The following is a 24,705-nucleotide window of genomic DNA, read 5'->3' on the forward strand; positions in this document are numbered from 1 at the left end:
CCGTCCGCGGTTAGTGCATCGCCGTCGGTTTCGGCTCGTAGCGTCCGTCGGGCGTCTTGACGAAGAACTCCGCGATCTGCGGATGCCGGACCGGCTCGCCGGACTCGTCCGGTACCAGGTTCTGTTCCGAGACGTAGGCGATGTACTCGCTCTCGGCGTTCTCGGCCAGCAGATGGTAGAACGGCTGGTCCTTGCGCGGCCGGATGTGCTCCGGGATCGCCTCGTACCATTCGTCGGAGTTGGCGAACTCCGGATCGACGTCGAAGATCACGCCCCGGAACGGGAACAGCCGGTGGGAAACCACCTGGCCGATCTGGAACTTGGCTTGTCGTATAGAACGCATATGTGTCACCACCCGCGATTATAAGTGGCGCAACCCGCACGCCAGTTCAATAGCGGTTGTGCTTGACGCACCGTCTCGCAGCGGCTAGCGCGACGGCGGTTCTCGGGCGCATTCATTCATGGCAGACATCTTCGGGCTCGTACTACCGTTCTTCGGGCTGATCTTCCTCGGATTCATCGTCGCCAGAATCGTCCGCCAGCCGCTCGAAGCGCTCGGCTGGATGAACATCTTCATCATCTATGTCGCGCTGCCGGCACTGTTTTTCCAGCTTCTATCGCGGACGCCGATCGAGCGCCTCACGGAATGGGGCTACATCTTCGGCGCGGTGTTTTCCACCTACGTGATGTTCGCTCTGATGTTCGTCGGCTCGGCGATCGTCTCGCGGGGCGAGATCGCGGAGAGCACGATCAAGGGACTGGCCGCGGCCTACGGCAACATCGGCTACATGGGGCCGGGCATTGCTCTTCTCGCCTTCGGCGAGGCCGCGGCCGTGCCGGTCGCGCTGATCTTCTGCTTCGAGAACATCATGCATTTCGCGATCGCGCCGATGATGATGGCGCTCTCCGGCGGCGAGAAACGCTCGTTCGGATCGCTGGTCCTCGACGTCGTCAAGCGGATCGTCCTCCACCCCTTCATCATAGCCACGGCCGTCGGGGTTTCTGCCGCCGCCTTCGCCTGGACGCCGCCCGAGGCGCTCCAGAGGCTTCTGGAGATGCTCGCCCGAGCGGCCGCGCCCTGCGCTCTCTTCACCATGGGGGTGACGCTGGCGCTGCGGCCGCTGAAGCGGGTTCCCCACGCCATGGCCTCGATCGCGGCGATCAAGCTGATCCTGCACCCCTTGCTCTGCTATCTGGTACTGAGTGCGATCGGCGACTTCGATCCCGTCTGGGTCTACACCGCCGTGCTGCTGGCCGGCCTTCCGACCGCGACCAACGTCTTCGTCATCGCCCAGCAATACGGCGTCTGGACGGAGCGGGCGTCGGCGAGCGTCCTGATCACGACGGTACTTTCGGTCTTCACCGTCACCGGGCTGCTCTATCTGATCAAGAGCGGCGTGCTACCGCCCGACCTCTTCCCTGCGTCGTGAGAAGAGCTTGCCGAACCCGGATCCCGGCTCCAGCCCTTCGCGCATGAACATGGCGCGCAGCGGCGCGGATGCCCCCAGGAGGCCGAGCCCGGCGGAGCGGGCAAGCTGCGCCGGCAGGAGATCGGAGAGCAGCGAGCGGTTGAGCGCATTGACCGCTCCGGTGCGGGCGAGGATGTCGGGTCCCCGGCGCAGCGAATAGGCGCGCAGCGCGGCCGAGGACCCAGGATCCTCCTTGTGGCTGCGCGCCGTCGCCACGAGATCGCGGATGTCCCGGATGCCGAGATTCAGCCCCTGGGCGCCGATCGGCGGGAAGACATGCGCGGCCTCGCCGACGAGCGCCACGCGCTTTCGCGCGAAGCTCGACGGCAACGCCGCCGAAAGCGGGTAAACCTGGCGGCCCGGTTCGACGGTGACCTTTCCGAGCATCGATTGCATCTGCTCCTCGACCAGCCCGGACAGCTCCTCGTCGCTGATCTCGGCGAGATGCTGCGCCCGCTCGGGGCGGAGCACCCACACCAGGCTCGATCGCTGGCCGGGCAGGGGCACCTGCGTGAACGGGCCGGTTTCGGTGTGGAACTCGGTGGAGACGTCGCCATGCGGGCGGTGATGGGCAAAGTTGAAGACCAGCGCCGCCTGCCTGTAGGCATGCGTGGCGACGCGGATACCGGCGGCTTCCCGCGCCTTCGAATTCCGCCCATCGGCGGCCACGACCAGCCGGGCGGCGATCGGCGGAGCCTCCTTCGGGAACGCCTCGACGAATTCGGCGCCCGCCTGCCAGTGCGACACGACCTCGCGAGTCCAGCTGATCTCCGCCCGCGCCGCTACCGCGGCTTCGAGTTCCCGCACCAGCGCGCCGTTGGGCATGTTCCAGCCGAAGGCTTCCTCTCCGATCTCGCTGGCGTGGAAGGAGACGGGACGGCTGCGCAGCAGGCGCCGCGTCGCGTCCACGATGCGCATCGCCCGCAGCGGCGCGCCATGCGCCAGCACTGCGTCCTTGAGCCCGAGTCCGTCCAGGAATTTCAGGGACGGCATCATCAGGGCCGTCGTGCGGCGGTCCTCGCCGGAGGCGGCCGGACCGATCAGTTCGACGCCGAAGCCCGAATCGGCGAGCGCGAGGGCCGCGATCAGTCCCGCCGGCCCCGCACCGGCGACGATGATGTCTTTCGCGTCCGCCTTGTCCATCGCGCAACCCTCGATCCTGTTCCGCACGTCTCGGTGCGGTCCTTGTATATGGCGGCTGGAGGTCTCCGATCAACGCGGCGCGATGCATCATGGCTTGTGCGGCGGACGGCGCTGACTGTACTGTCCGTGCGAGAATCCGCGGGAGGACAAGGGACGAATGGTTGCACGGGGCCCGACGCGGTCGGATAGACAGGGGAGACCGCTGGATCGCTCAACCGTTTCGCCGCGTTGTTTGCGAATGGCCGTCTATTCGAAGCAGGACCGGCATCGACCGTGAACAAGAATATCATCGGCCGCAAGCTCGCCGAACGGATTCCCCTGAGCCGCAAGAAGGTGACGTGGCCGCAGGCGCGCGCCTTTTCGGTTCATCTGCTCACCGCCTCCGGCTCTTTCCTGGCATTCCTGTCGCTCGTGGCCGCGAGCGAGGAGCGCTGGACGGCCATGTTCTGGTGGCTGGGCCTCGCCCTCTTCGTCGACGGGATTGACGGGCCGATCGCGCGCAAGCTGCAGGTCAAGACGGTGCTGCCGACCTGGTCCGGCGACTTGCTCGACAACATCATCGACTATGTCACCTACGTGCTCATTCCCGCTTTCGCGCTCTACCAGCGCGGCTTCATGGGCGAGGGGCTGTCGTTTCTGTCGGCCGCCATCATCGTGGTCTCCAGCGCGATCTACTACGCCGACACGGGGATGAAGACGAAGGAGAACTTCTTCAAGGGGTTTCCGGTCGTCTGGAACATGGTCGTGTTCACCCTCTTCGTCATCGAGCCGGGTGAATGGGTGTCGTTCGCCGTCGTCGTCTTCGCAGGCATTCTCACATTCCTGCCCATCAATTTCCTGCATCCCGTGCGCGTCCAGCGGCTGCGCAACATCAATTTGCCGATCTTCTTCGCCTGGTGCATCTTCGGGGCGATCGCCCTCGTCCAGGACATGCGGGCATACGACTTCGTGAAGATCGGCATTGCCGTCACCGGCGTCTATCTGTTCGTCATCGGCGGGATCATGCAGTTATTTCCGTATCTTGGAGCAAGGAGTTCAAAGAGTGCCTAAGGCAGTGAGAGTTCACAACCACGGCGGCCCGGAAGTCCTGGTCTATGAAGACGTCGACGTCGGTTCACCGGGAGCGGGTCAGGTTCGCGTGCGGCATACCGCGATCGGCCTGAACTTCCTCGACACCTATTTCCGCAGCGGCCTCTATCCGGCGCCGAACGGCCTGCCGCTGATCGCCGGCAATGAGGCCGCGGGCGTGGTCGAGGAGGTAGGCGAGGGCGTCGACTGGCTGAAACCGGGCGACCGCGTCGCCTACGTCGGCCCGATCGGATCCTACTGCGAAGCGCGGGTCATGCCGGTCGGAACGCTCGTCAAGGTGCCCGACGGCGTCACCGACGACCAGGCCGCGGCCATGATGCTGAAGGGTATGACGGCCGAGTATCTGCTCAACCGTACCTTCAAGGTGAAGCCGGGCGACACGATCCTCTACCATGCGGCCGCCGGCGGTGTCGGCCTTCTGGTCGGCCAGTGGGCGAAGCACATCGGCGCGACCGTCATCGGAACGGCCGGCGGTCCCGAAAAGGTCGCGCTCGCCAAGGCCCACGGCTTCGATCACGTCATCGACTACAATTCGCAGGATTTCGTCGAGGAGGTGAAGTCTCTAACCGGCGGGAAAAAGTGCGACGTCGTCTACGATTCGGTCGGCAAGGACACGTTCCCCGCATCGCTCGACTGCCTGCGGCCGTTCGGGCTCTTCGTCAGCTTCGGCCAGTCGTCAGGACCCATCCCGCCGTTCAACCTGGGCATTCTCTCGCAGAAGGGATCGCTGTACGCCACGCGGCCGACGCTGTTCACTCATGCGGCACGGCGCGAGGACCTTGAATCGATGGCCGCGAACCTCTTCGACGTCGTGGCGAAGGGCATCGTGAAGGTCGAAATCAACCAGCGCTACGCCCTGAAGGACGCCGCGCAGGCCCATACCGACCTCGAAAACCGCAAGACCACCGGTACGACGATTCTCCTGCCTTGATATTGTGCCGGAATTGTTGAAGCTCTTTCAATGAGCAGGTCGCTTTCCGCGGCGCGAGGGGCGCGCCTACGATCGCGATCGGGAACATAAAGAAAAAGAATGGGGTAGGCAGTTTGGCGGACGAAGGCGCTCAAGGGGGCGTGACCCTTCTCGATGTCCGCGGTCTCACGAAGATCTTCGGGAGCCTGAGGGCGTGCGACGGGATCGACCTCGACATCGCCCGGGGCGAGATCCATGCCCTGCTCGGCGAGAACGGTGCCGGCAAGTCCACGCTCGTCAAGATGCTCTTCGGCTCGCTTGAGCCGAACGCGGGGGAAATCCGCTGGGAAGGCCGCGCGGTGCGCATCGCCAACCCCAGCGAGGCGCGCAAGCTCGGCATCGGCATGGTCTTCCAGCACTTTTCGCTCTTCGAGGCGTTGACGGCCGCCGAGAACATCGCGCTGTCGCTGGACGACAAGACCCCCATCTCGACCATCGCCGCTAAGGCGCAGGCGCTCTCCTACAGCTACGGACTTCCGCTCGATCCCTACGCGATGGTCGGCGACCTGTCGGTCGGCGAACGGCAACGCATCGAGATCATCCGCTGCCTGCTCCAGACCCCGCAGCTGATCATCCTCGACGAGCCCACCTCGGTGCTCACCCCGCAGGAGGCCGACAAGCTCTTCGAGACGCTGGAAAGGCTGCGCGGCGAGGGCAAGTCGATCCTCTACATCTCGCACAGGCTGGAGGAGGTGAAGCGCATGTGCGACCGCGCCACCGTGCTGCGCCACGGCAAGGTGGTCGGCCACTGCGATCCCCGCAAGGAAACCGCGGCCTCGCTCGCCAACATGATGGTGGGCAGCGAAGTGCATGCGGTCGTGCGCGAGCATTCCAGTGCCATCGCGAGCGCCGAGGTGCTCCTGCGCATCGACCGGCTGAGCCGCGCGCCGGCGACGCCTTTTTCCATTCCCCTGCGCGACATCTCGCTGGATGTTAGAGCGGGCGAGGTCATCGGCATCGCGGGTGTTGCCGGCAACGGCCAGGGCGAGTTCTTCGAGGCGATCTCGGGGGAAGTCGTGCAGGACCGGCCCGGGACGGTCACCGTCAGAGGCAAGCCGGCCGGGCGCGACGGCATCTCCGCGCGGCGCATGATGGGTGCGGCCTTCGTGCCAGAGGAGCGGCTCGGCCATGGCGCCGCGCCTGCCATGAAGCTGTCCGACAATCTGCTCCTGTCGCGCCACGCGACCGACCGCAACGCCTATCTCGGCGCGGCCGGCACGATCCGCAACGGCGCGGTTTCGGCCGCCGCCAAACGCATCAACCAGGAAATGGACGTGCGCAAGAGCGCGGAGGACCCGCCGGCCTCTGCGCTGTCGGGCGGCAATTTGCAGAAGTTCATCATCGGGCGCGAGCTCGACCGCAAGCCTGCGGTGCTGGTCGTCAACCAGCCGACCTGGGGCGTCGATGCGGGTGCTGCCTCGCGCATCCGCCAGGCGCTGATCGAACTCGCCCGCGACGGGTCGGCCGTGCTGGTGATCAGCCAGGACCTGGACGAACTCTTCGAGATTTCCGACGCGATCGCCGTCATGCACAATGGCGAACTGTCGAAGCCGCTGCCGCGCGCCGAGGCTACGTTCGAGAAGATCGGCCTCCTGATGGGCGGCGCCGAGCCCGGCCATGTCCACGATCACGCGGCGGAGCCGGCCTGATGCGCATCGAACTCGTCCGCCGGCCGCTGCAGTCGAAGCTCTTCTCCGCGCTGTCTCCCTTCATCGCCTTCGCGCTCATGGTGATCGCCGGCGCCATCATCTTCGCCGCTCTCGGCAAGAACCCGGTCGACGGCCTCTACGCCTATTTCATCGATCCGCTGACGGAGGTCTGGTCGCTGCACGAACTGGCGATCAAGGCCGCGCCGCTGATCCTGATCGCCGTCGGGCTCTCGGTCTGCTTCCTCTCCAGCAACTGGAACATCGGCGCCGAGGGACAGTTCACCATGGGCGCGATCGCGGGCAGCGTCATCCCGCTCTACTTCCCCGACTTCCAGAATGCCTCCGTGCTGCCGCTGATGCTGATCTTCGGCGCCGTCGGCGGCGCGCTCTATGCCGGCATCCCGGCGATCCTGAAGGCGCGCTTCAACACCAACGAGATCCTGACGTCGCTCATGCTTGTCTATGTCGCCCAGCTGATCCTCGACTGGCTGGTGCGCGGACCCTGGCGCGACCCGGCGGCGATGAGCTTTCCGCAGGCGCCGCCTTTCCACTCCTGGGCGATCGTGCCGGAACTGTTCCCGATGTCGGGCCGCGCCAACTGGGGAATCGTCTTCGCCATCGTCGCGGCGATCGGCATCTGGTTCATGATGTCGCGCACGCTCAAGGGGTTCGAGATCAAGGTCATCGGCCAGAGCCCGAGGGCAGGGCGCTTCGGCGGCTTCTCCACCACCCGGACGATCATCTTCGCCTTCCTCGTATCGGGCGCGCTGGCGGGCCTGGCGGGCATCACGGAGGTTGCCGGCGCCATCGGCCGGCTGCAGCCCTCGATCTCGCCCGGCTACGGATTCGCGGCCATCATCGTCGCCTTCCTCGGGCGGCTCAATCCCCTCGGCATCATTGCTGCCGGCTTCGTGCTGGCGCTCTCCTATCTCGGCGGCGAGGCGGCGCAGATCGCCATCGGCGTCACCGACAAGACGGTGCGCGCCTTCCAGGGCATGCTGCTGTTCTTCGTGCTGGCCTGCGACACGCTGATCCACTACCGCGTCCGCCTCGTGCGCCCGGCACCGGCAACCGCGCCCTCCGCCCCGGCGCTGGAGACCGCCCATGGGCATGGCTGAGGCGATCCTGCTGACGATCGCGACCGCGGCGACCCCGCTGCTTCTGGCCGCCATCGGCGAACTGGTCGTGGAACGCTCCGGCGTGCTCAATCTCGGCGTCGAAGGCATGATGCTGATGGGCGCGGTCGTAGCCTTCGGCATGGCGCACATGACGGGCAATGCCTGGATCGGCGTCCTTGCCGGCGCCATCGCCGGCATGCTGTTCTCCCTGCTCTTCGGCTTCCTGGCGCTGACGCTCGTCACCAACCAGGTGGCGACCGGCCTTGCCCTGACGCTGCTCGGCATCGGCCTGTCGGGCATGATCGGCGAGGCCTTCGTCGGCCAGCCGGGCGTCAAGCTCGGCGCCCTCGACATTCCCGTGCTGACGGACATCCCGCTGATCGGCCGCCTGCTTTTCGGCCAAGACCCGATGTTCTACATCTCGCTCCTGCTTACCGGCGGCGTGATGTGGTTCCTGTTCCGCACGCGCGCCGGCTTGACCCTGCGCTCCGTCGGCGACAGCCACTCATCGGCGCATGCGCTCGGCATAAAGGTCATCGCGATCCGCTACATGGCGGTGATGTTCGGCGGCTTCTGCGCCGGTCTGGCAGGCGCCCAGCTCTCGCTGGTCTACACGACCCAGTGGATCGAGAACATGACGGCCGGCCGCGGCTGGATCGCGCTGGCGCTGGTCGTCTTCGCCTCCTGGCGTCCCTGGCGCGTGCTCGCCGGTGCCTATCTCTTCGGCGCCATCACCATCGCGCAGCTGCACATCCAGGCGACCAACCTCGGCGATCTCGCCGGACTTCCCGGCCCGCTCTACTGGCTGGCGGGGCTCGTCAAGGCGGTTCCGTCGCAGTTTCTTTCCTCGCTTCCCTATCTGGCAACCATCGTCGTTCTCGTCCTAATCTCCCGCAACAGGCGCCTGACGATGATGAACACACCGGCTTCCCTGGGGCGGCCGTTCGTGCCGGACCGCTAGATCCACCGGGATGATTGCCCCATTTCGAAACCAACAGAGGACATGAACAAATGAGAAAGAGAACGCTACTGGCACTGGCCGCCGCGACGGCCCTGATGTCGGCGGGGACCGCCCTGGCGCAGGACAAGACCAAGGCCTGCTTCATCTATGTCGGCCCAATCGGAGACTTCGGCTGGTCCTATCAGCACCACCAGGGCGCGCTGGAGATGCAGGAGGAACTCGGCGGCGAGGACAAGGTCGAGATCGCCTATCTCGAAAGCGTTCCTGAGGGCGCCGACGCCGAACGCGCCATCGAGCGCTTCGCCCGGTCCGGCTGCAACATCGTCTTCACCACTTCCTTCGGCTACATGGACGCCACCAACAAGGTCGCGGCGAAGTTCCCCGACGTGAAGTTCGAGCACGCCACCGGCTTCAAGCGCGAGCATCCGAACGTCGCTACCTACAACTCGAAGTTCCACGAAGGCCGCTACGTGCAGGGCGTGATCGCCGCCAGCCTCTCGGAGAAGGGCGTCGCCGGCTACATCGCCTCCTTCCCGATCCCGGAAGTGGTGATGGGCATCAATTCCTTCGTGCTCGGCGCGCAGTCGGTCGATCCCGATTTCAAGGTCAAGGTCGTGTGGGCCAACACCTGGTTCGACCCGGGCAAGGAAGCCGATGCAGCCAAGGTGCTGATCGACCAGGGCGTCGACATCATCACCCAGCATACCGATTCCACCGCGCCGATGCAGGTCGCGCACGAACGAGGCATCAAGGCCTTCGGCCAGGCCTCCGACATGATCAAGTTCGGTCCCGAGACGCAGCTCACCTCGATCGTCGACGACTGGGGTCCGTACTACGCAAAGCGGGTCAAGGCGGTCATGGACGGCACCTGGGAGCAGGTCGACGTCTGGGGCGGCATGGCCGACGGCCACGTCGTGATGGCGCCCTACACCAACATGCCCGACGACGTGAAGAAGCTCGCCGAAGAGACCCAGGCCAAGATCACCTCGGGCGAACTCAACCCCTTCGCCGGACCGATCAACAAGCAGGACGGTTCGGTGTGGCTGAAGGAAGGCGAAGTCGCCGACGACGGCACGCTGCTCGGCATGAACTTCTACGTCGAAGGCGTGGACGACCAGCTGCCGCAGTGAGGCTGCGGCCCAGAGACCAGACGGGGAGGGCGCCCATTGCGGCGCCCTTCCCCATACAGTCGCTTCTGCTGGATCTCTGGTGAACCCCGGGACCGTTCACTGACCCTTGAGCCTGTCGATCTCGTCTAGGCAACGCGATCTGATCTCAGAGCGGCAGGAGCGATTCCAGAATTTATCAACTGAAGGCTGGCCTGTTGCACGCCTTGCGTGGGTTCCGATGTCTTGGCGTTGTAGCCGCAGTCAGCCCACGAAAGCCCGCTCGACCACGAAATCCGCGGGCGCAGCGTTGGACCCCTCGACCAGCCCGGCCTTCTCGACCAGTTCCTTGACGTCGCGGATCATGTCGAGCGAACCGCAGATCATCACCCTGTCCACCTCCGGATCGAAGGACGGCACGCCGAGGTCGGCGAAGAGCCTGCCCGACGAAATCAGGTCGGTGATGCGGCCGTTGCGCGCCGACGGCTCGCGGGTGGTGGAAGCGTAGTAGGACAGCCGCCCTTCCGTGAGTTCACCGATCAGCGGATCCTGCGAGACGCTCGCAAACAGCGCATCGCCATATTGTAGCTCGGCGACGTCGCGGCAGGTGTTGGTGAGCACGATCTCCTCGAACTTGTCGTAGGTGTCGGGATCGCGGACGAGGCTGGCGAAAGGCGCGATGCCGGTGCCGGTGGCGATCATCCACAGCCGCTTGCCGGGCTTCAGCGCATCCACCACCAGCGTACCGGTGGACTTCTGGCGGAGCAGGATCGTGTCGCCCGGTACGATCTTCTGCAGTTCAGAAGTCAGCGGTCCGTCCGGCACCTTGATCGAGTAGAACTCCAGTTCGTCGTCCCACGCCGGGCTCGCGATCGAATAGGCGCGAAACACCGGCTTCTCCGCGTTCGGCAGGCCGATCATGACGAATTCGCCCGAACGGAAGCGAAAGCTCTGAGGCCGCGTGATGCGGAACGAGAACAGCCGGTCGGTATGGTGCTTCACCGACACCACGGTCTCGGCATGCACGTTCGCCGGGATCGGGAACTTCCGCGGCTCGTCATTGGCGTTGGCGGGAACCGGAATCATCGGCTCGACCCTCGTGTCTGGAGTGCGTGCTGCATGACCTCTCGCGGCGTTTCCGCGGGCGGTCCGGATGACTGGACGAGGCCTCGAAAACCTCTCTCTTGCCCGGTGAATTTATTAGTATACAAATGAAAATCGGGTCAAGGCGCGGGGGTAGACGCCCATTCCAAATGGCGCCCGATCCGTAGGGCGCGCGTTTCGGGAATCCGCCATGGACGAGAAAACCGGCGTTTCATCGGCCGGAGTGGTCGCGGGCGTGGACGTCGGCGGAACGTTCACGGACCTGATCCTCATCGACGGCAGGGACGGCGGCAAGGTCCGCCTCGCCAAGACGCCCACCACGGTCGACAATCAGGCATTCGGCGTCGTCAAGGCGCTGGAATCGATCGATTTTCCGATCGCGGGCATCGACCTCCTCGTGCACGGAACCACCACGACCACGAATGCCGTTCTGGAGCGCCGTCTGGCTCGGACGGGCATGATCACCACGGCCGGCTTCCGCGACGTCATCGAACTCGGCCGGCGCACCCGGCCTCAAGCCTACGGCATGACGGGCGTCTTCGTGCCGGTGATCCCGCGCGACCTGCGTCTCGAAGTCGCGGAGCGGATGGAAGCTTCCGGCGCCGTACGGGTGCCGCTCGACGGGGAGGGGGTGAGGACGGCGGTCCGCCGTCTGCTCGACGCCGGCTGCGAATCTCTCGTGATCCACTTTCTGCATGCCTATGCCAATCCGGCGCACGAACTGCGCGCCGCCGAGATCGCGGCGCAAGAATGGCCGAACGGGCACATCACCATGGGACATGCGCTCCTGTCGGAAGCCCGCGAGTTCGAGCGCGGCGTCACGGCCGCGGTCAACGCCTCGGTCCAGCCGATCCTGGAGCGTTATGTCGGCCGGCTGCGGGCGGAGTTGCAGGCGCGCGGCTATCGCCGCGAGTTCCTGGTCATGAACGGCAATGGCGGCATGATCTCGGCTGGCCTCGTCACGCGGGAGGCGGCCAAGACCGTGATGTCCGGGCCGGCCTCGGGGGTGATGGCTGCCGCCTACACGGCGCGGCGCGCGGGCTTCGAAAACGTCATCACCTACGACATGGGCGGCACCTCCACCGACGTCGCGCTCATTCGCGGCGCCCAGCCGGCCGTCTCGAACGAGATCGAGATCGAGTACGCCATGCCGATCCACGTGCCCATGGTGGACGTCCACACGGTCGGCGCCGGCGGTGGCTCGATCGCGCGCGTCGACGATGCGGGGCTGCTGCGGGTCGGCCCCGAAAGCGCCGGCGCCATGCCCGGCCCGATCTGCTACGGGCGCGGCGGCACCGATCCGACCATCTCGGACGCTAACCTGTTGCTCGGACGGCTGAACGCCAAGAAACTCCTGTCGGTCGACGGCGCCGTGGATGTCGAGTTCATCCGCGACACATTCGCCCGCACGCTCGGGCAACGGCTGGGAGTCGATGCGACCACCGCCGCCGGCGCGGTGCTGACAATCGCCAATACGAAGATGGCGGGCGCGGTGCGCATGGTGTCGATCGCGCGCGGCAACGACCCGCGCGACTTCGCCCTTTTCGCCTTCGGCGGCGCCGGTCCGCTCCACGCCACCGCGCTCGCCCGCGAACTTGGCATCCCCAGGGTCATCGTCCCGGCGCGGCCAGGCATCACCAACGCGCTCGGTTGCGTCGTCGCCGACCTGCGCCACGACTTCGTGCGCACGGTCAACCAGCCGGTCGCCGGCCTCGACGAAGCGGCGGTCCGCGATATCCTCGAAGCTCAGGCCGTTGAGGGACGCGAGGCCATCGGACGCGAGGCCGTGAAACCCGCGGCAGTCAAAATCGTCCATTCGGCCGACATGCAGTTCGTCGGCCAGACGCATCTCCTCAACGTCCCGCTTCCCTCCGCCGCGGTCGATCGTGCCGTGCTGCAGTCGCTCTTCGAAAAGGCTTACTTCGCGCGTTTCAAGGTGGAACTTCCCGAGATTCGCGCCAACCTCGTCAACCTCAACACCTCCGTCATCGGCGAACGCGCGTCTGTCGACCTGGCGACCCTGATCGATCCGGCGGGCCGCCGCGCGACGTTGGCGGAGGCGCTGGCCGAGACCCGCCCCGTCTGGTTCGACGGGAGCTGGCATGACACGCCAGTCTACGACCGCGAGCGGTTGCCGCTCGACGCGATCTTCGACGGACCGGCCATCGTGGAACAGATGGATGCCACGACGGTGGTCGAACCCGGCGACCGGGTCCGCTCCGACACCGACGGCAACCTGATCGTGGAGGTGGGGAAGTCCGCATGAGTTTGCTCGACGCCATCACGCTTTCCGTCATCCAGGCCGGCCTCGCGCAGGTCTGCGACGAGATGGACCTCACCTTCTCCCGCGCTGCCTTCTCCCCGGTCATCGCGGAAGCCAACGACCGTTCCGACGGGATCTATTCGGCAACGGACGGTTCGCTGATCGCGCAGGGCATCGGCGGCCTGCCGGTCTTCGTCGGCGTCATGCAGTATTCCACCCGCACGATCATCGAGATGATCGCAGACGGGCGCTGCCAGCCGCCGGAACCGGGCGACATCTACATCGTCAACGATCCCTATCTCGGCGGCACGCACCTGATGGACGTGCGCTTCGCCATGCCGGTCTGGCGCGGCGAAAAGATCTTCTGCTGGCTCTCCAACACCGGCCACTGGCCCGACATCGGCGGCTCGGTTCCCGGCGGTTTTTCCGCCTCGGCCACCGCCGTCGAGCAGGAGGGCCTGCGCCTGCCGCCGGTCAAGCTCTTCAAGCGCGGAAAGCTCGATCCCGAGATCCACGCGATCATCGCCTCCAACATCCGCATCGCCGACCAGCGTATCGGCGACATCAAGGCGCAGGCCGCGGCCCTGATGGTCGGCGAGGACCGGCTCTGCCAGCTTCTCGACCGCTACGGCGACGCCACGATCACCGATGCCATCGCCGAGTTGCGCCGTCGCGCCACCGACCAGATGCGCGCGCGCATCGCCGAAATCCCCGACGGCGTCTATCGCTCGAAGGCCTATGTCGATTCCGACGGCGTGGTCGACGCGCCGCTCACCATCGCGCTTTCCGTCGAGAAGGCCGGCGAGACGCTCACCTTCGACTTCTCCGGCTCCAGCGCGCCGTGCACCGGGCCGATGAACAGCGTGCTCGCCACCACGCTCTCCTCCGTCTATCTCGCCATGCGCCACATCTTTCCCGACGTGCCGATCAGCGCCGGCGCCTTCGAGCCGCTGGTGGTGAAGCGGCCGGAAGGCACCTTCCTCGATGCGCATTATCCGCGCCCCGTGTCGGGCTGCGCGGCGGAAGTCTCGCAGCGCATCGCGGAGGCCGTGTTTGCCGCCATGGTGCAGGCGCTGCCCGACAGGGTGACCGCCGCGCCTGCCGGTTCGTCCGGCAATTTCGCGCTCGGCGGCTTCGACCCGGCGAGGAACCGCAGCTTCGTGCTCTACCAACTGTCGGGCGGCGGCTATGGCGGCAATGCGGACCACGACGGGCTCTCGAACGGCTGCTCGACCATCGGCATCTCGAAATCGCCGCCGATCGAGGTAATGGAACAGGCCTATCCGATCCTCTACCGCCACTACGCCCTGCGCGAAGGCTCCGGCGGCGCCGGCCGGCACCGCGGCGGCTTCGGCCTGTCCTACGAGATCGAACTGCTGAGAGGCGAAGCCCGCGCGTCCTTCGTCATGGACCACGGGCGATTCGGCCCGCAGGGCGCGCTGGGTGGCGAGGACGGCGCGGTGAACACCGTCACGGTCTGGCGCGGCGGCGAGCCGCACGTGCCAAAGCACTTGTCCAAGGAACAGGACATTCCCATGAATCCCGGCGACCGCGTGGCGGTCGGCACGCCTGGCGGCGGCGGTTACGGCGATCCTGGGGAGCGCGATCCGGCGCTGGTCAGGCGCGATCTCGAACTGGGCTACTATACGCCTGAGGAGGCAGCCCAGAAATTCGGCTACCGGGGCTGACCGACCCGCCGCTCAGCCGAAATTCTGTTCCCAAGGATGCAGCCGCGCGAGTTCGGCGTCCTTCGCCTGCACGCGGGCATAGGCGGGGCGGCCGGTCGCGCGGGCGAGATAGTCCTGGAAGACGGGCTTGTCCGGCAGCACCTTGAGGATGTTCATGGTGAAGCTGATGCCGCTCGCAAGCTGCGTGTCGGCGGCGGTGAAGCGGTCGCCGGCGGCGAATTCGTTGGCCGAAAGATGCCGCTCGAGGTTGCCCACGATGTCGTCGAACAGGCCGAAGGAATAGTCGTTGCTGCGATAGGTCAGCCCGTGCGCCCGGGCGGCGATGGCAGGGTCGAATACCGAATCGCAGTAGACCAGCCAGGTGAGATACGGCCCCCGGCGCGGATCGCCGATCGCGGGCGCCAGGCCTGCCTCGGGAAAGGCATCCGCCAGATGGATGCAGATCGCCGCCCGCTCGGTCACCGTGACGCCGTCATGCACGATCGCCGGCACCTTCTTGTTGGGCTGGATGGCGCGGTAGCTCTCCGCCACGCCGCCCTTGGCGCGGATGTCCACGATCTCCAGGGAATAGTCGACGCCGAGTTCCTCCAGCAGCCAGAACACGCCCGAGGATCGGGACCAGGGAGCGTGGTAGAACGTCAGCATGGCGGCAACTCCGTGTTTGGTTTGATGTTGTCGACGGAGAGTAGCACGCCCCCTGACACCGGACCGTCAGGAGACCCCCGAAGAGAGGGTCGCCGGCTCCCGGAGGCATTGTAGGGGCAAGCCGATCCGGGAGCCGGGAAAAAACCCCTGTCCGAGCCTCGTTCGAGGACAGGGGGTGAGCCGCACCCGAATGTTGCCAGATCGCGTGGGAGATACGCTTTCGGGATCCGCGACGCACGCAGATGATGTTTCCCGATTCCAGAGCGCGATCATATTCCGCGATCACGGAAAGCGGGGCGGCCGTTGTTCGCGCCGGCCGGAGCCGGTTTCCTCCGGATGTGCACGGAGCGCATCGTGCGCCGCCTCGAAACCGCCGGGCCGCGCCCGCCATTGAAGCGGAGCGTCGTTTGCCCTATATTCGCTGCATCGATCTTCTTGACGAACAATTGCTATCGCGCTCCGGCGCGTTCGGTTTTCCTTCTCGATTTCGATGCCTGACCGGTTCCGGCACGCGGCCGACCGGCGACAACAGTGCCGATTGAAAGGAAATCGTCATGGAAACCGGAACAGTAAAGTTCTTCAATTCCGCCAAGGGCTTCGGCTTCATCCAGCCCGACAATGGCGGCCAGGACGTCTTCGTCCACGTCTCCGCAGTGGAGCGCGCCGGCATGAACACGATCGTGGAAGGCCAGAAGCTCTCCTATGAAGTCGTGAAGAGCAACCGCGACGGCAGGAGCTCGGCCGAAAACCTGCAGGCGGCTTAGAGTTTCAGGCGCCTCCGGTCTGACCACGGATGTACTGGCACGGCCGTGGAGGCGCTGAGGAGAAGGTCGGGAAACCCCCGGCCTTTTTTTTTCTCATCAGAGGAGCATGTCGATGCAGAACCCATTCGCACCCGAAGCCGCCTTCGCGCCCAAGATGTCCAAGCATGAGGCCAAGGCCGACACCACCACCCGTGTGGCGCGCGAGATCATGGACGCCGAGCTGAACAAGCGCGAGGCCAAGACCGAGCGGCTGCGGCTGGCGCGGCTCGCCCAGGAAGCCGCCGCCCCCGCCGAGGAGCCCAAGAAGAAGGCCGCGCCGAAGAAGAAGGCGGCCAGGAAAGGCCAGGGCAGCTAAGACAGCCCGGTCTCCGCCGCCCGGAGAAGCAGGGCGTCATCAGCTCGTCATACAATGCGGCTATCCGTCAGGACGGCTGCAGCGGAAACCCGCATGCGGCATACGCTTCCGGTCGCATGACCACGGATGAACTGGCATCGCCCGTGACGGCGCAACAACGGAAAGGTCGGGTCTTCCCCGGCCTTTTTTCGTTCCGGGGCTCACTCCTTCTCAGGGCGCCGCAAGGATACGCAGAGGCGCCCGCCCGTGTCAGCATCCTCCCGCCCCCTCCTTCAAAATTCCTGCAGCTTCCTGTATGGGGCCCACTTCCGAGCGGCGGGACGGTCTTGAGAGATTGCGATGAACGAGACTGTCAGGAATTTTCATGAGGCCGGGGGCCCGGCGTCCCTGGTGCCCGAAGTACCGCTCGCCATTTCCGCGCGCGGGCTCGTGCGCCATTTCGGCGCGGTGAAGGCGGTCGACGGCGTCGACCTCGACGTGCCGCGCGGCATGATCTTCGCCGTGCTCGGCCCCAACGGTGCCGGCAAGACGACCCTGATCCGCATGCTGGCGACCCTGCTGACGCCCGACGCGGGCCAGGCAACCGTGATGGGTCACGATCTGCTCACCGAGCCGCAGGCCGTGCGCGCGTCGATCGCGCTCACCGGCCAGTTCGCTTCGCTGGACGAGGACCTGACGGGACGCGAGAACCTCATCCTGCTGGCGCGTCTCTGGGGGTTCCGTCACCGCGCCGCGCGCGCGCGGGCGGACGAGCTGCTCGCCGCCTTCGAGCTGACGGAGGCCGCGCGGCGCCAGGTGAAGGATTTTTCCGGCGGCATGCGTCGGCGGCTCGACATCGCCGCCTCGCTGGTGGTGACGCCCGGCGTGCTCTTCCTCGACGAGCCGACGACCGGGCTCGACCCAAAGGCGCGCCAGGGCGTGTGGCGCATGATCCGCGAACTGGCGGCCGGCGGCGTCACCATCCTGCTCACCACGCAGTATCTCGAGGAGGCGGACCAGCTCGCCGCGCGCATCGCCGTCATCGACCACGGCCGCAAGATCGCCGAGGGGACGAGCCGCGAGCTGAAGGCCGCGACCGGCTCCGGCTACGTGCACGTGACGCCGGCCGACCCGGCGCGCCTCGACGAGGCGGCCGCGCTTCTGGCCGCCCGGCTTGGCGGCACGGTGAAGCGCAATGCCGAAGGCGCGCGCCTTTCGGTCATGACGGGATCGGCGAGGCAGGCCAACGAAGCGATCGCGGCGCTTATCTCGTCGGGCATCGAGATCGCCGATTTCTCCATGGGCGCGCCGAGCCTGGACGAGGTGTTCTTCGCTCTCACCGGCGCGCCGGCCGACGAGGCTTCCGGCGACGAGGCACGACCCGGGGAGGTGACGCCATGACCGCGCGGTCGCCCGCGATGCTTTCCACCGTGGCGCCGCCGCGGCCGGCCGGCGCGTTCTCCAACGCGCTCACCTTCGGCTGGCGCGCGGTGCTGAAGTTCCGCCATCTGCCCGAGCAGCTTTTCGACCTGATCATGACGCCGCTCATGTTCACGCTGCTCTTCACCTTTGTGTTCGGCGGCGCGCTCGCCGGCTCCCCGGGCGACTATCTGCAGTTCTTCCTGCCGGGCATCCTGGTGCAGACGGTGGTGTTCAACTCGGTCTATTCCGGCGTCGGGCTCTCGACCGACCTCACCAAGGGCCTGTTCGAGCGCTTCCGCTCGCTGCCGATCTGGCAGCTCTCGCCCTTTGCCGGGCTGATGGTGGGAGACGTTCTGCGCCACCTGATCGCCGGCCTGATCATCCTCGGCGTCGGCCTGGCGCTCGGCTATCGGCCGCAGGCAGGTGTTGCCGGCGTCGTCGCCTCCTTCCTGCTGCTCTTCGCCATCGGCTTCGGCACGGGGTGGATCTTCATCGTGCTGGGGTTGGTCATCCGCACGCCGATGACGGTGATGACGGTCGGCTTCACCTTCATGTTCCCGCTGGTCTTCGCCTCCAACATCATGGTGCAGCCCGAGACGATGCCGGCCTGGCTGGAGGCTTTCGTCGTGAGAAACCCCGTCTCGCACATGACGACGGCGCTGCGCGGCCTGATGGCCGGCACCGCGAGCGGCAGCGAGGTGCTTCTGGCGCTCGCCGCGCCGGTGGTGCTCACGCTGCTGCTGGCGCCGGTGACGCTGTGGCTCTACCGGCGGAACTAGGCCGAGAACCGGCAGGCACGCCTCTTCTTCTGCCCTTGTGGGGTCCGGAGGACGAGACCCGAGGCTCGCCTTTGCGGCCGAGCCAAGCTCGGTCGGATGAGGGCTGCTGCCCGACCGCTACCTTGTCCCGGGCCGCCATGACGCAACCTGCGCCTCCAGCATAGGCGCGGTCGCGAAGCTGCTGATCTCCCCCCTCGTGGGGGAGATGTCGGCAAAGCCGACAGAGGGGGGCGCCTCGCGAGATCCTGCCGCCGTTCCTTCTCCCGCAAGAGGAAAAAGGGTAGGGAGGTGGCGTAGGACGACCGAGGAGACTGCAATGTCGAACGTGCCTCTTCCGCTTTCGGGTTCGTGCCGCTGCGGCCGCGTCGAAATCCGCGTGTCGAAACCGCCGATCGCCACCAGCGCCTGCCACTGCCGCGGCTGCCAGAAGATGTCGGCCAGCGCCTATTCGCTGACGGCCATGGTCCCCGCCGACGGCTTCGAGGTGACCAAGGGCGAGCCCGTCATCGGCGGCCTGCACGGCCCCCAAAGCCACCACTTCTTTTGCGGCCACTGTATGACCTGGATGTTCACGCGCATTGAAGGCATGCAGTTCGTGAACGTGCGGCCGACCATGCTGGACGAGACAGGCTGGTTCCGGCCGTTCATGGAGACCTTTACGAGCACGAAGCTGCCCTTTGCGGAGACGGGCGCGGCGAGGAGTTTTGCGGAGTTCCCCGCGATGGAGGAGTATGAGGGGCTGTTGACGGAGTATCAGGCGTAGCACGGGTGAAGGGCGTGGCCGTGGCTCGCCTTTCCTTCTCCCCTTGTGGGAGAAGGTGCCCCGAAGGGGCGGATGAGGGGTGTTGGCCGGAGACGGATCAGGCAGCTCAAGACACGAGGAGGCTGCGGGACCGATACCTCTCGGATATCTCGCTCCGGCTAGCACCCCTCATCCGACCTCGCTGACGCGAGGCCACCTTCTCCCACAAGGGGAGAAGGCAAGGCGCGCCTTCACCGCCACGGCTGCAATGACCGGTCCCGCACATAGGCGATTATCGTATCGCACACGGCATTCATGTCCCGAAGCACGTCATCGTTCCAGAACCGCAGCACCCGGAATCCGCGCCGCTTCAGGTCGGAGTCGCGTTCGATATCACGCACCGACTCGGCATGTTGGCTACCGTCCACCTCGACGATCAGCATCGCCTCCGCGCACAGGAAGTCGGCGACGTAACGCCCGACCGGCACCTGCCGGCGGAACTTGATGCCGTCCAGCCGGCGTCCGCGCAGTTCCTGCCAAAGCCGGTCCTCGGCCTCGGTCATCGCGCGGCGCAAATGCCTGGCGAAGCGGCGCTTCTCCTCTGGAACGGACTGGTGCGGCATGGCCGCAGACTATTCCTTCTCCCCTTGTGGGAGAAGGTGGCCTCGCGTCAGCGAGGTCGGATGAGGGGTGCTAGCCGGAGCGAGATGTCCGAGAGGTATCGGTCCCGCAGCCTCCTCGTGTCTCGACCTGCCTGATCCGTCTGGCCAATACCCACTTTTCCCACAAGGGGAGAAGGAAAAGGTCCCAACCATCCTCGGCGAACGCACCACGAACCGGTCCGCGCGTAGACAAACCCCGCTAGCCTTTCCAACAAAATCAACCCCTTCCATAAATCCCACTCGCTTTCCGTCCACGCCCCAACTGGCCAGCACCACAATACCCGTCGGTTTCACGAGGCGCACACATGGCTGCAACACTGGACGATCGGACGCTGAGGCGCATTGCGGAGCTGCTCGTCTCGTTCGCCGTGATGGCCGAGCGTGCCGCCGGCCGGTCCTTTCCGGTGCGCTTCGTCGTGCTGTGCATCCTGCGCCGGGCGGAGGCCGTAGCGCTGGGGTTCGTGGCGGAGACGATCGAGACCGACTTTTCATGCTTCGGGGACGATCCCGAAACGGGGTGGGGCCCGGTGGACGCGATGGTGCTCGCCCTGCGCCTGCGCGCACTCGCGGCCCTCGTCTTCGCCATGCTCGACCCTGTTGGCCGGGACGACGGCTGGGTGATCGTCCTCAGCCCGCGGCTCCCGCGGTCGCACGCCCGCCCACGCCATGTCGCGCCCGGCGGATGGGTCATCGCCCGTCTCGACACCTCCTGAAATGCCATTGCAGGCTCGCGTTCCACTCTCGGATCCGGTGAGCCGGGCGGCGAAAGCGCCTCGCGGCGCGCCGGGCGTTGCGCGCGGCTCTGCCGGCGCCGCAACCTCGCCGCAATGCTGGGACTGAATGCCGTCGACGATAGGTGCGCGTACAACCGGAAAACCGCCAGCCGGTGGCGCGCGAGGAGGTTCGATGAAACTGGTTGCCCTGACGATCGCTCTCGCTGCCGCGGCCGCACCCGCGCATGCCATTTCGCGATACAATTCGCTGGACATGAGCTGCGCGCAGGCGCAGTCGGCCGTGGCGCGGGAAGGGGCGGTGATCTTCCGCTATCCGTCCAGGCGCAATCCGAGCCTTACGCGCTATGACCGCTATGTCCAGCACGCGGGGTTCTGCGCGGCCGGCGAATATGCCGCCAATGCGTGGATCCCGACCGCCGACCGGGCGCAGTGCTTCGTGCGCAACTGCAAGCAGATCAACTACGACGACGACATACTGTTCAATTGAGACCGGCAAATGAGCCCCGGGGGAATCAGAAGGCAAAGCGCGTCTGGGCGGCTGCGTCCGGCCCGATCCGCACGCCTTCGAGCGCCAGAAGGCGCGTCTTGGTCGATACGCCTCCGGGCGCGGAAAAGCCGCCGGGCTTCCGGCCGGCGGCAAGAATGCGATGACACGGAATCACCAGCGGACACGGGTTCGATCCCATCGCCTGTCCCGTCTCCCGCGCCGCCCCCGCATGACCGGCGCGCTCGGCGAGTTCGCCGTATGTGGTCACGTCTCCGAACCTGATCGCCCTTGCTTCCCGGTAGACGGCCCTGCGGAACTCGCCCACGCCCCGAAGGTGAACGGGGACCTCGTCGAAATCCACCACGTCGCCGGCCGCATAGCGCTTCAGGCTCGCCGCGAGACCTGCCATGGCGGGCGGAAGCAGCGCCTCCAGGATGACCCTCGCGTCGCTCCGGCATTCGGGATTGTGAAACCCGCTGCGCGGCATGGTCAGCAGCCGCTCGGTCTCGGCCGCGTCGCGGCCCGGAAGCTGCAGCCGCGTCAGCCCGCGCTCGCTCCACGCGATGCCGACGACGCCGAGTCGCGTTTCGACCAGGTGATAGCCGATGGCTGCCGGTCTCATGGTGCCTCCGGTGCGATCCTTCCGGAAGCGTCCTACCACATCCGAGCATCGGAACAAATGAAGAACTTGAATGCTTCCACCGCTTCGAGCCTCCGTCGGCACCGTTCGTCAGCCGGCTCTTGCCCGGCAAGCGTCTCTCCGGTAAGGAAAATCCGGGCGGGACTTCGAGACGGCAAGGCTGAAGCGGTGCGCTCCGTACGATATCTATTTCTGTCCGCCATCTGTCTCCCGCTGCTTGCGGGCGCGGGCTGCAGCACGAGCGGGATCGACGCGGCAGCCGTCCTGTCGGTGGCGCCCATGGCCGATCCGGTCCTTCCCGCCGAAGGACCCATCCTCTCCCTGGCAGAGGAGGAAGCCATCCTTCATCCCACACCCGAGATCAAAACGGTCTCCTATGCCGGACCGACGCCGGCTTCGATCAGCGCCGCCGCCGTGGCATTCGCGCCGGCAGCGGCCAGCGACGACGAACGCGCCAAGGTCGACCGGCTGATCACGCATTATGCCGCCGAATACGACGTGCCGGAGGACCTGGTTCGCCGGGTGGTGAAGCGCGAGAGCAATTTTCGCCCCAGCGCCTACAATCGCGGTCACTGGGGGCTGATGCAGATCAAGCACGCCACGGCAAGGGGGATGGGCTTCGACGGTCCGGCCGAAAAGCTGCTCGATGCCGAGACAAATCTTCGTTATGCCGTCCGCTATCTGCGCGGTGCCTATATGGTTGCGGGCGGGAATCACGACAGGGCGGTGCAGTTCTATGCCCGGGGCTATTACTACGACGCCAAGCGCGCCGGCCTGCTTGACGAGACGGGTCTCGGCCGCGACCGGACACGAAAGCCCAAGGCCGGCTGACCCCGCCGGTCCCCGGGACCGACCGCGTTCCGTGAAGCCTGCATGAGCCGGGGTTCCGTATTACAGGCATCGGAAGGATCGACCGCGAATCCCCGCGAAATCGTGCTGGTCGGCGGCGGACATGCGCATGTCCACGTGCTGCGCTCCTTCGGCCGGCATCCCGATCCGCGGATCCGCCTGACGCTCGTGACCAAGGACCTCGACACGCCCTATTCGGGTATGCTGCCCGGCCTCGTCGCCGGGCTCTATGATCGGGACGACGTCTACATCGACCTCGAGAAGCTCTGCGCGGCGACGGGAACGCGCCTCGTCCACGCCACCGCGACCGGGCTGGACCAGGGGAGGCGGCACCTCCTGCTCGCCGACGGCTCGTCGCTGCCCTATGACCTCCTGTCGCTCGACGTCGGTATCACGCCGGCGCTCGACAGGATCGCGGGGGCTGCCGAGCACGGCATCGCGGTCAAGCCCATCGGCAGGTTTCTGGAAAAGTTCGATGCCCTGCTCGAACGGCTTTATCGGCCCGACGGTCCGCGCCGCATCGCCGGCATCGGGGGCGGGGCGGGCGGCGTCGAACTCCTCCTGTCGCTCAGGCACCGCCTGCTGCGGGACGCGCCGGCGCACGGGCTTTCGCCCGACGCCTTCTCCTTCGCGCTGGTGACGGCAGGCGATATCCTCGCCACGCACAACCGGCATGTGCAGGACGCGTTTCGCAAGACCTTCGCCGAACAAGGGGTGCGGCTGATCGAGAACGCCAGGGTAAGGGAAATCCGCGCCGACGCGGTGGTCACCGAGGAGGGGATGGAACTTCCCGCCGACGCCGTCCTGGTGACGACCCACGCCGCGGCGCCGGGCTGGCTGGGGAACACCGGCCTCGCCCTCGACGAGAACGGCTTCGTGAAGGTGGGGCCGACCCTCCAGTCGCTCGATGATCGAGCCGTGTTCGCGGCCGGCGACTGCGCCGCGCTGGTGGAAACCCCGCGGGAGAAGGCCGGCGTCTATGCCGTGCGCGCCGGTCCGCCGCTGGCGCGTAATCTTCGCAGCGCCGCGCTGGGCGAGGCACCGCAGCCATGGCGGCCGCAGAAACGGCATCTCGCCCTCATCTCGACCGGCGGGAAGCACGCCGTCGCCTCGCGCGGCTGGCTCTACGCACGCGGCGACTGGCTCTGGACCGCGAAGGAATGGAACGACCGCCGCTGGATGCGGAAGTACAAGGACCTTTGAGGCATTAGGACTGGCCGGCGTCCGGCGCTGTCTCGTCTTCGGCGCCTCAGTCGGCGCCGATCGATGACAGCAGCGCGGCGTCGCCGATCGCGACGAACCAGGGATTGGCGAAGTCGACGTCGTCGGCCTGCTTGCGCTTGCCGTAGACGAACGCTCCGCCGTCGACGAGGCGGGTCGTCCCGCCCGCCGCACGCAACACCGCGTCGCCGGCCGCCGTGTCCCATTCCATCGTGCGGCCGAAGCGCGGGTAGAGGTCGGCCTCGCCGCTCGCGAGCAGGCAGAACTTCAGCGACGATCCGACCGAGACGGTCTCGGCGCCCGGGAACTTTCCGATGAAGACGTCGGTCTCGGGGGTGCGGTGTGAACGGCTGGCGACGACCTTCGGCGGCGAAGCCGCCTCGCGGACCGACATTGCCGAAGTCTTCTCGATCGCAAATGCGCTGGAGACCCGCCCGTGGCTCGCATGACCCGGGCGGCCGGAATAGATATCTCCGCGCGCAGGTGCGAAGACGACGCCGATGACCGGCTTTCCTTCGCGAACCAGGGCGATGTTGACGGTGAAGTCCGACTTGCGCCCGATGAACTCCTTCGTTCCGTCGAGCGGGTCGATCAGGATGAACTCCGAGCCAAGATCGCCCGGCACCTTGCCGGCCGAGATTTCCTCCTCGGCGACGCAGACGATGCCTTCCAGCCTGTCGCGCAGCCCGGCGAGGATGATCTTCTCGGCCGCGCGGTCAGCCTCCGTCACAGGCGAGGAATCGGCCTTCGTGTCGGTCACGAAGCCCGCATCGTAGACCTTCATGATGGCCTGGCCGGCCTTCAGCGCCAGATCCTCGAAAAGCGCCAGTATCGCGCCGTCACCGTGCCTGTTGTCGTTCATCCGC

General features: G+C 66.4%; 25 protein-coding genes and 1 pseudogene. 19 read left to right on the top strand and 7 right to left on the bottom strand.

From position 1 onward, the window contains the following. Nucleotides 1-10: 10 nt before the first annotated feature. Nucleotides 11-343, bottom strand: a complete 333-nt coding sequence (hspQ, locus tag ABGN05_RS13405; RefSeq protein WP_367954556.1) for a heat shock protein HspQ — start codon at nt 341-343, stop codon at nt 11-13. 118 nt (nt 344-461) lie between these two features. Between hspQ and ABGN05_RS13410 the strand changes: the two genes are divergently transcribed. Further along, entirely contained in the window at nt 462-1,430 is a 969-nt protein-coding gene (locus tag ABGN05_RS13410; protein ID WP_367954557.1) for an AEC family transporter, read from the top strand. Here the strand turns inward: ABGN05_RS13410 and ABGN05_RS13415 are convergent. Further along, complete coding sequence (locus tag ABGN05_RS13415) at nt 1,401-2,612, bottom strand: UbiH/UbiF family hydroxylase (RefSeq protein WP_367954558.1); 1,212 nt, start codon at nt 2,610-2,612, stop codon at nt 1,401-1,403. The two genes, ABGN05_RS13410 and ABGN05_RS13415, sit on opposite strands and share 30 nt — an antisense overlap. Before the next feature lie 273 nt (nt 2,613-2,885). On the opposite strand from ABGN05_RS13415, the gene pcsA reads away from it, so the two are divergent. The 6 genes from pcsA to ABGN05_RS13445 all read left to right on the top strand — a co-directional run bounded on the left by pcsA (nt 2,886) and on the right by ABGN05_RS13445 (nt 9,529). Then, on the top strand, nt 2,886-3,662 hold the full coding sequence (gene pcsA, locus ABGN05_RS13420; RefSeq protein ID WP_367954559.1) for a phosphatidylcholine synthase: 777 nt from the start codon (nt 2,886-2,888) through the stop codon (nt 3,660-3,662). Then, on the top strand, nt 3,655-4,632 hold the full coding sequence (locus ABGN05_RS13425; RefSeq protein WP_367954560.1) for a quinone oxidoreductase family protein: 978 nt from the start codon (nt 3,655-3,657) through the stop codon (nt 4,630-4,632). Before pcsA ends, ABGN05_RS13425 begins: the two co-directional genes overlap by 8 nt. Before the next feature lie 113 nt (nt 4,633-4,745). Next, nucleotides 4,746-6,320: an ABC transporter ATP-binding protein gene (locus ABGN05_RS13430; protein ID WP_373695933.1), complete on the top strand. Its 1,575-nt coding sequence runs from the start codon at nt 4,746-4,748 to the stop codon at nt 6,318-6,320. Continuing rightward, a complete protein-coding gene (locus ABGN05_RS13435) occupies nt 6,320-7,438 on the top strand; it encodes an ABC transporter permease (protein ID WP_367954562.1) in 1,119 nt (372 codons plus the stop codon). Before ABGN05_RS13430 ends, ABGN05_RS13435 begins: the two co-directional genes overlap by 1 nt. Then, the gene (locus ABGN05_RS13440; protein WP_367954563.1) at nt 7,425-8,399 is read left to right on the top strand and encodes an ABC transporter permease; all 975 of its coding nucleotides are present in this window, start codon (nt 7,425-7,427) and stop codon (nt 8,397-8,399) included. The genes ABGN05_RS13435 and ABGN05_RS13440 overlap by 14 nt, the downstream gene beginning before the upstream one ends. Before the next feature lie 50 nt (nt 8,400-8,449). After that, a complete protein-coding gene (locus tag ABGN05_RS13445; protein ID WP_367954564.1) occupies nt 8,450-9,529 on the top strand; it encodes a BMP family ABC transporter substrate-binding protein in 1,080 nt (359 codons plus the stop codon). Between the two features lie 240 nt (nt 9,530-9,769). Here the strand turns inward: ABGN05_RS13445 and ABGN05_RS13450 are convergent, their stop codons facing one another. Continuing rightward, nucleotides 9,770-10,591, bottom strand: a complete 822-nt coding sequence (locus tag ABGN05_RS13450; protein ID WP_367954565.1) for a ferredoxin--NADP reductase — start codon at nt 10,589-10,591, stop codon at nt 9,770-9,772. Nucleotides 10,592-10,799: 208 nt separating this feature from the next. Here ABGN05_RS13450 and ABGN05_RS13455 point away from each other — a divergent pair, with 208 nt between their 5' ends. Further along, entirely contained in the window at nt 10,800-12,875 is a 2,076-nt protein-coding gene (locus ABGN05_RS13455; RefSeq protein WP_367954566.1) for a hydantoinase/oxoprolinase family protein, read from the top strand. Further along, the gene (locus tag ABGN05_RS13460) at nt 12,872-14,560 is read left to right on the top strand and encodes a hydantoinase B/oxoprolinase family protein (RefSeq protein WP_367954567.1); all 1,689 of its coding nucleotides are present in this window, start codon (nt 12,872-12,874) and stop codon (nt 14,558-14,560) included. The genes ABGN05_RS13455 and ABGN05_RS13460 overlap by 4 nt, the downstream gene beginning before the upstream one ends. Before the next feature lie 12 nt (nt 14,561-14,572). Here the strand turns inward: ABGN05_RS13460 and ABGN05_RS13465 are convergent, their stop codons facing one another. Next, nucleotides 14,573-15,205: a glutathione S-transferase family protein gene (locus ABGN05_RS13465; RefSeq protein WP_367954568.1), complete on the bottom strand. Its 633-nt coding sequence runs from the start codon at nt 15,203-15,205 to the stop codon at nt 14,573-14,575. A gap of 242 nt (nt 15,206-15,447) precedes the next feature. Here ABGN05_RS13465 and ABGN05_RS13470 point away from each other — a divergent pair, with 242 nt between their 5' ends. The 6 genes from ABGN05_RS13470 to ABGN05_RS13495 all read left to right on the top strand — a co-directional run bounded on the left by ABGN05_RS13470 (nt 15,448) and on the right by ABGN05_RS13495 (nt 19,267). After that, nucleotides 15,448-15,747 (top strand): hypothetical protein, encoded by a 300-nt coding sequence (locus tag ABGN05_RS13470; RefSeq protein ID WP_289153320.1) that lies wholly within the window; start codon nt 15,448-15,450, stop codon nt 15,745-15,747. Between the two features lie 12 nt (nt 15,748-15,759). Continuing rightward, a complete protein-coding gene (locus tag ABGN05_RS13475; protein WP_289153322.1) occupies nt 15,760-15,969 on the top strand; it encodes a cold-shock protein in 210 nt (69 codons plus the stop codon). A gap of 112 nt (nt 15,970-16,081) precedes the next feature. Further along, nucleotides 16,082-16,324, top strand: a complete 243-nt coding sequence (locus ABGN05_RS13480) for a hypothetical protein (protein ID WP_289153324.1) — start codon at nt 16,082-16,084, stop codon at nt 16,322-16,324. Nucleotides 16,325-16,663: 339 nt separating this feature from the next. Beyond that, nucleotides 16,664-17,704, top strand: a complete 1,041-nt coding sequence (locus ABGN05_RS13485; RefSeq protein ID WP_367954569.1) for an ATP-binding cassette domain-containing protein — start codon at nt 16,664-16,666, stop codon at nt 17,702-17,704. Further along, nucleotides 17,701-18,504, top strand: a complete 804-nt coding sequence (locus ABGN05_RS13490; protein WP_367954570.1) for an ABC transporter permease — start codon at nt 17,701-17,703, stop codon at nt 18,502-18,504. The genes ABGN05_RS13485 and ABGN05_RS13490 overlap by 4 nt, the downstream gene beginning before the upstream one ends. A gap of 316 nt (nt 18,505-18,820) precedes the next feature. Then, nucleotides 18,821-19,267, top strand: coding sequence for a GFA family protein (locus tag ABGN05_RS13495; RefSeq protein WP_367954571.1), 447 nt, complete (start codon nt 18,821-18,823; stop codon nt 19,265-19,267). A gap of 230 nt (nt 19,268-19,497) precedes the next feature. Here ABGN05_RS13495 and ABGN05_RS13500 read toward each other — a convergent pair whose 3' ends face one another. Then, nucleotides 19,498-19,869 (bottom strand): endonuclease domain-containing protein, encoded by a 372-nt coding sequence (locus ABGN05_RS13500; RefSeq protein WP_367954572.1) that lies wholly within the window; start codon nt 19,867-19,869, stop codon nt 19,498-19,500. 344 nt (nt 19,870-20,213) lie between these two features. Between ABGN05_RS13500 and ABGN05_RS13505 the strand changes: the two genes are divergently transcribed. Further along, entirely contained in the window at nt 20,214-20,621 is a 408-nt protein-coding gene (locus tag ABGN05_RS13505; protein WP_367954573.1) for a hypothetical protein, read from the top strand. A gap of 193 nt (nt 20,622-20,814) precedes the next feature. Next, the gene (locus ABGN05_RS13510; RefSeq protein ID WP_367954574.1) at nt 20,815-21,129 is read left to right on the top strand and encodes a hypothetical protein; all 315 of its coding nucleotides are present in this window, start codon (nt 20,815-20,817) and stop codon (nt 21,127-21,129) included. Between the two features lie 25 nt (nt 21,130-21,154). On the opposite strand, the gene ABGN05_RS13515 is transcribed toward ABGN05_RS13510, so the two are convergent. After that, nucleotides 21,155-21,751, bottom strand: a complete 597-nt coding sequence (locus tag ABGN05_RS13515) for a methylated-DNA--[protein]-cysteine S-methyltransferase (RefSeq protein ID WP_367954575.1) — start codon at nt 21,749-21,751, stop codon at nt 21,155-21,157. Nucleotides 21,752-22,231: 480 nt separating this feature from the next. Here ABGN05_RS13515 and ABGN05_RS30275 point away from each other — a divergent pair. Continuing rightward, nucleotides 22,232-22,600 (top strand): annotated as a pseudogene (locus tag ABGN05_RS30275) (transglycosylase SLT domain-containing protein); the annotation flags it as partial. Between the two features lie 42 nt (nt 22,601-22,642). Beyond that, nucleotides 22,643-23,821, top strand: a complete 1,179-nt coding sequence (locus tag ABGN05_RS13525; RefSeq protein WP_367954576.1) for an FAD-dependent oxidoreductase — start codon at nt 22,643-22,645, stop codon at nt 23,819-23,821. A 46-nt stretch (nt 23,822-23,867) separates the two neighbouring features. Here the strand turns inward: ABGN05_RS13525 and cysQ are convergent, their stop codons facing one another. Continuing rightward, complete coding sequence (cysQ, locus tag ABGN05_RS13530) at nt 23,868-24,701, bottom strand: 3'(2'),5'-bisphosphate nucleotidase CysQ (protein WP_367954577.1); 834 nt, start codon at nt 24,699-24,701, stop codon at nt 23,868-23,870. Between the last annotated feature and the right edge of the window lie 4 nt (nt 24,702-24,705).

This window comes from Aquibium pacificum (assembly GCF_040839445.1).
GTDB lineage: Bacteria > Pseudomonadota > Alphaproteobacteria > Rhizobiales > Rhizobiaceae > Aquibium > Aquibium pacificus.

Bases quoted from the DNA above. Each gene is read 5' to 3' on its own strand.
- ABGN05_RS13415 (WP_367954558.1), bottom strand. From the start codon at position 2,612: ATGGACAAGGCGGACGCGAAAGACATCATCGTCGCCGGTGCGGGGCCG.
- ABGN05_RS13410 (WP_367954557.1), top strand. From the start codon at position 462: ATGGCAGACATCTTCGGGCTCGTACTACCGTTCTTCGGGCTGATCTTC.
- ABGN05_RS13505 (WP_367954573.1), top strand. From the start codon at position 20,214: ATGGCTGCAACACTGGACGATCGGACGCTGAGGCGCATTGCGGAGCTG.
- ABGN05_RS13515 (WP_367954575.1), bottom strand. From the start codon at position 21,751: ATGAGACCGGCAGCCATCGGCTATCACCTGGTCGAAACGCGACTCGGC.
- ABGN05_RS13470 (WP_289153320.1), top strand. From the start codon at position 15,448: ATGATGTTTCCCGATTCCAGAGCGCGATCATATTCCGCGATCACGGAA.
- ABGN05_RS13460 (WP_367954567.1), top strand. From the start codon at position 12,872: ATGAGTTTGCTCGACGCCATCACGCTTTCCGTCATCCAGGCCGGCCTC.
- cysQ (WP_367954577.1), bottom strand. From the start codon at position 24,701: ATGAACGACAACAGGCACGGTGACGGCGCGATACTGGCGCTTTTCGAG.
- ABGN05_RS13440 (WP_367954563.1), top strand. From the start codon at position 7,425: ATGGGCATGGCTGAGGCGATCCTGCTGACGATCGCGACCGCGGCGACC.
- ABGN05_RS13495 (WP_367954571.1), top strand. From the start codon at position 18,821: ATGTCGAACGTGCCTCTTCCGCTTTCGGGTTCGTGCCGCTGCGGCCGC.
- ABGN05_RS13445 (WP_367954564.1), top strand. From the start codon at position 8,450: ATGAGAAAGAGAACGCTACTGGCACTGGCCGCCGCGACGGCCCTGATG.
- ABGN05_RS13475 (WP_289153322.1), top strand. From the start codon at position 15,760: ATGGAAACCGGAACAGTAAAGTTCTTCAATTCCGCCAAGGGCTTCGGC.
- ABGN05_RS13450 (WP_367954565.1), bottom strand. From the start codon at position 10,591: ATGATTCCGGTTCCCGCCAACGCCAATGACGAGCCGCGGAAGTTCCCG.
- ABGN05_RS13490 (WP_367954570.1), top strand. From the start codon at position 17,701: ATGACCGCGCGGTCGCCCGCGATGCTTTCCACCGTGGCGCCGCCGCGG.
- ABGN05_RS13480 (WP_289153324.1), top strand. From the start codon at position 16,082: ATGCAGAACCCATTCGCACCCGAAGCCGCCTTCGCGCCCAAGATGTCC.
- ABGN05_RS13485 (WP_367954569.1), top strand. From the start codon at position 16,664: ATGAACGAGACTGTCAGGAATTTTCATGAGGCCGGGGGCCCGGCGTCC.
- ABGN05_RS13455 (WP_367954566.1), top strand. From the start codon at position 10,800: ATGGACGAGAAAACCGGCGTTTCATCGGCCGGAGTGGTCGCGGGCGTG.
- hspQ (WP_367954556.1), bottom strand. From the start codon at position 343: ATGCGTTCTATACGACAAGCCAAGTTCCAGATCGGCCAGGTGGTTTCC.
- ABGN05_RS13525 (WP_367954576.1), top strand. From the start codon at position 22,643: ATGAGCCGGGGTTCCGTATTACAGGCATCGGAAGGATCGACCGCGAAT.
- ABGN05_RS13465 (WP_367954568.1), bottom strand. From the start codon at position 15,205: ATGCTGACGTTCTACCACGCTCCCTGGTCCCGATCCTCGGGCGTGTTC.
- ABGN05_RS13500 (WP_367954572.1), bottom strand. From the start codon at position 19,869: ATGCCGCACCAGTCCGTTCCAGAGGAGAAGCGCCGCTTCGCCAGGCAT.
- ABGN05_RS13435 (WP_367954562.1), top strand. From the start codon at position 6,320: ATGCGCATCGAACTCGTCCGCCGGCCGCTGCAGTCGAAGCTCTTCTCC.
- ABGN05_RS13510 (WP_367954574.1), top strand. From the start codon at position 20,815: ATGAAACTGGTTGCCCTGACGATCGCTCTCGCTGCCGCGGCCGCACCC.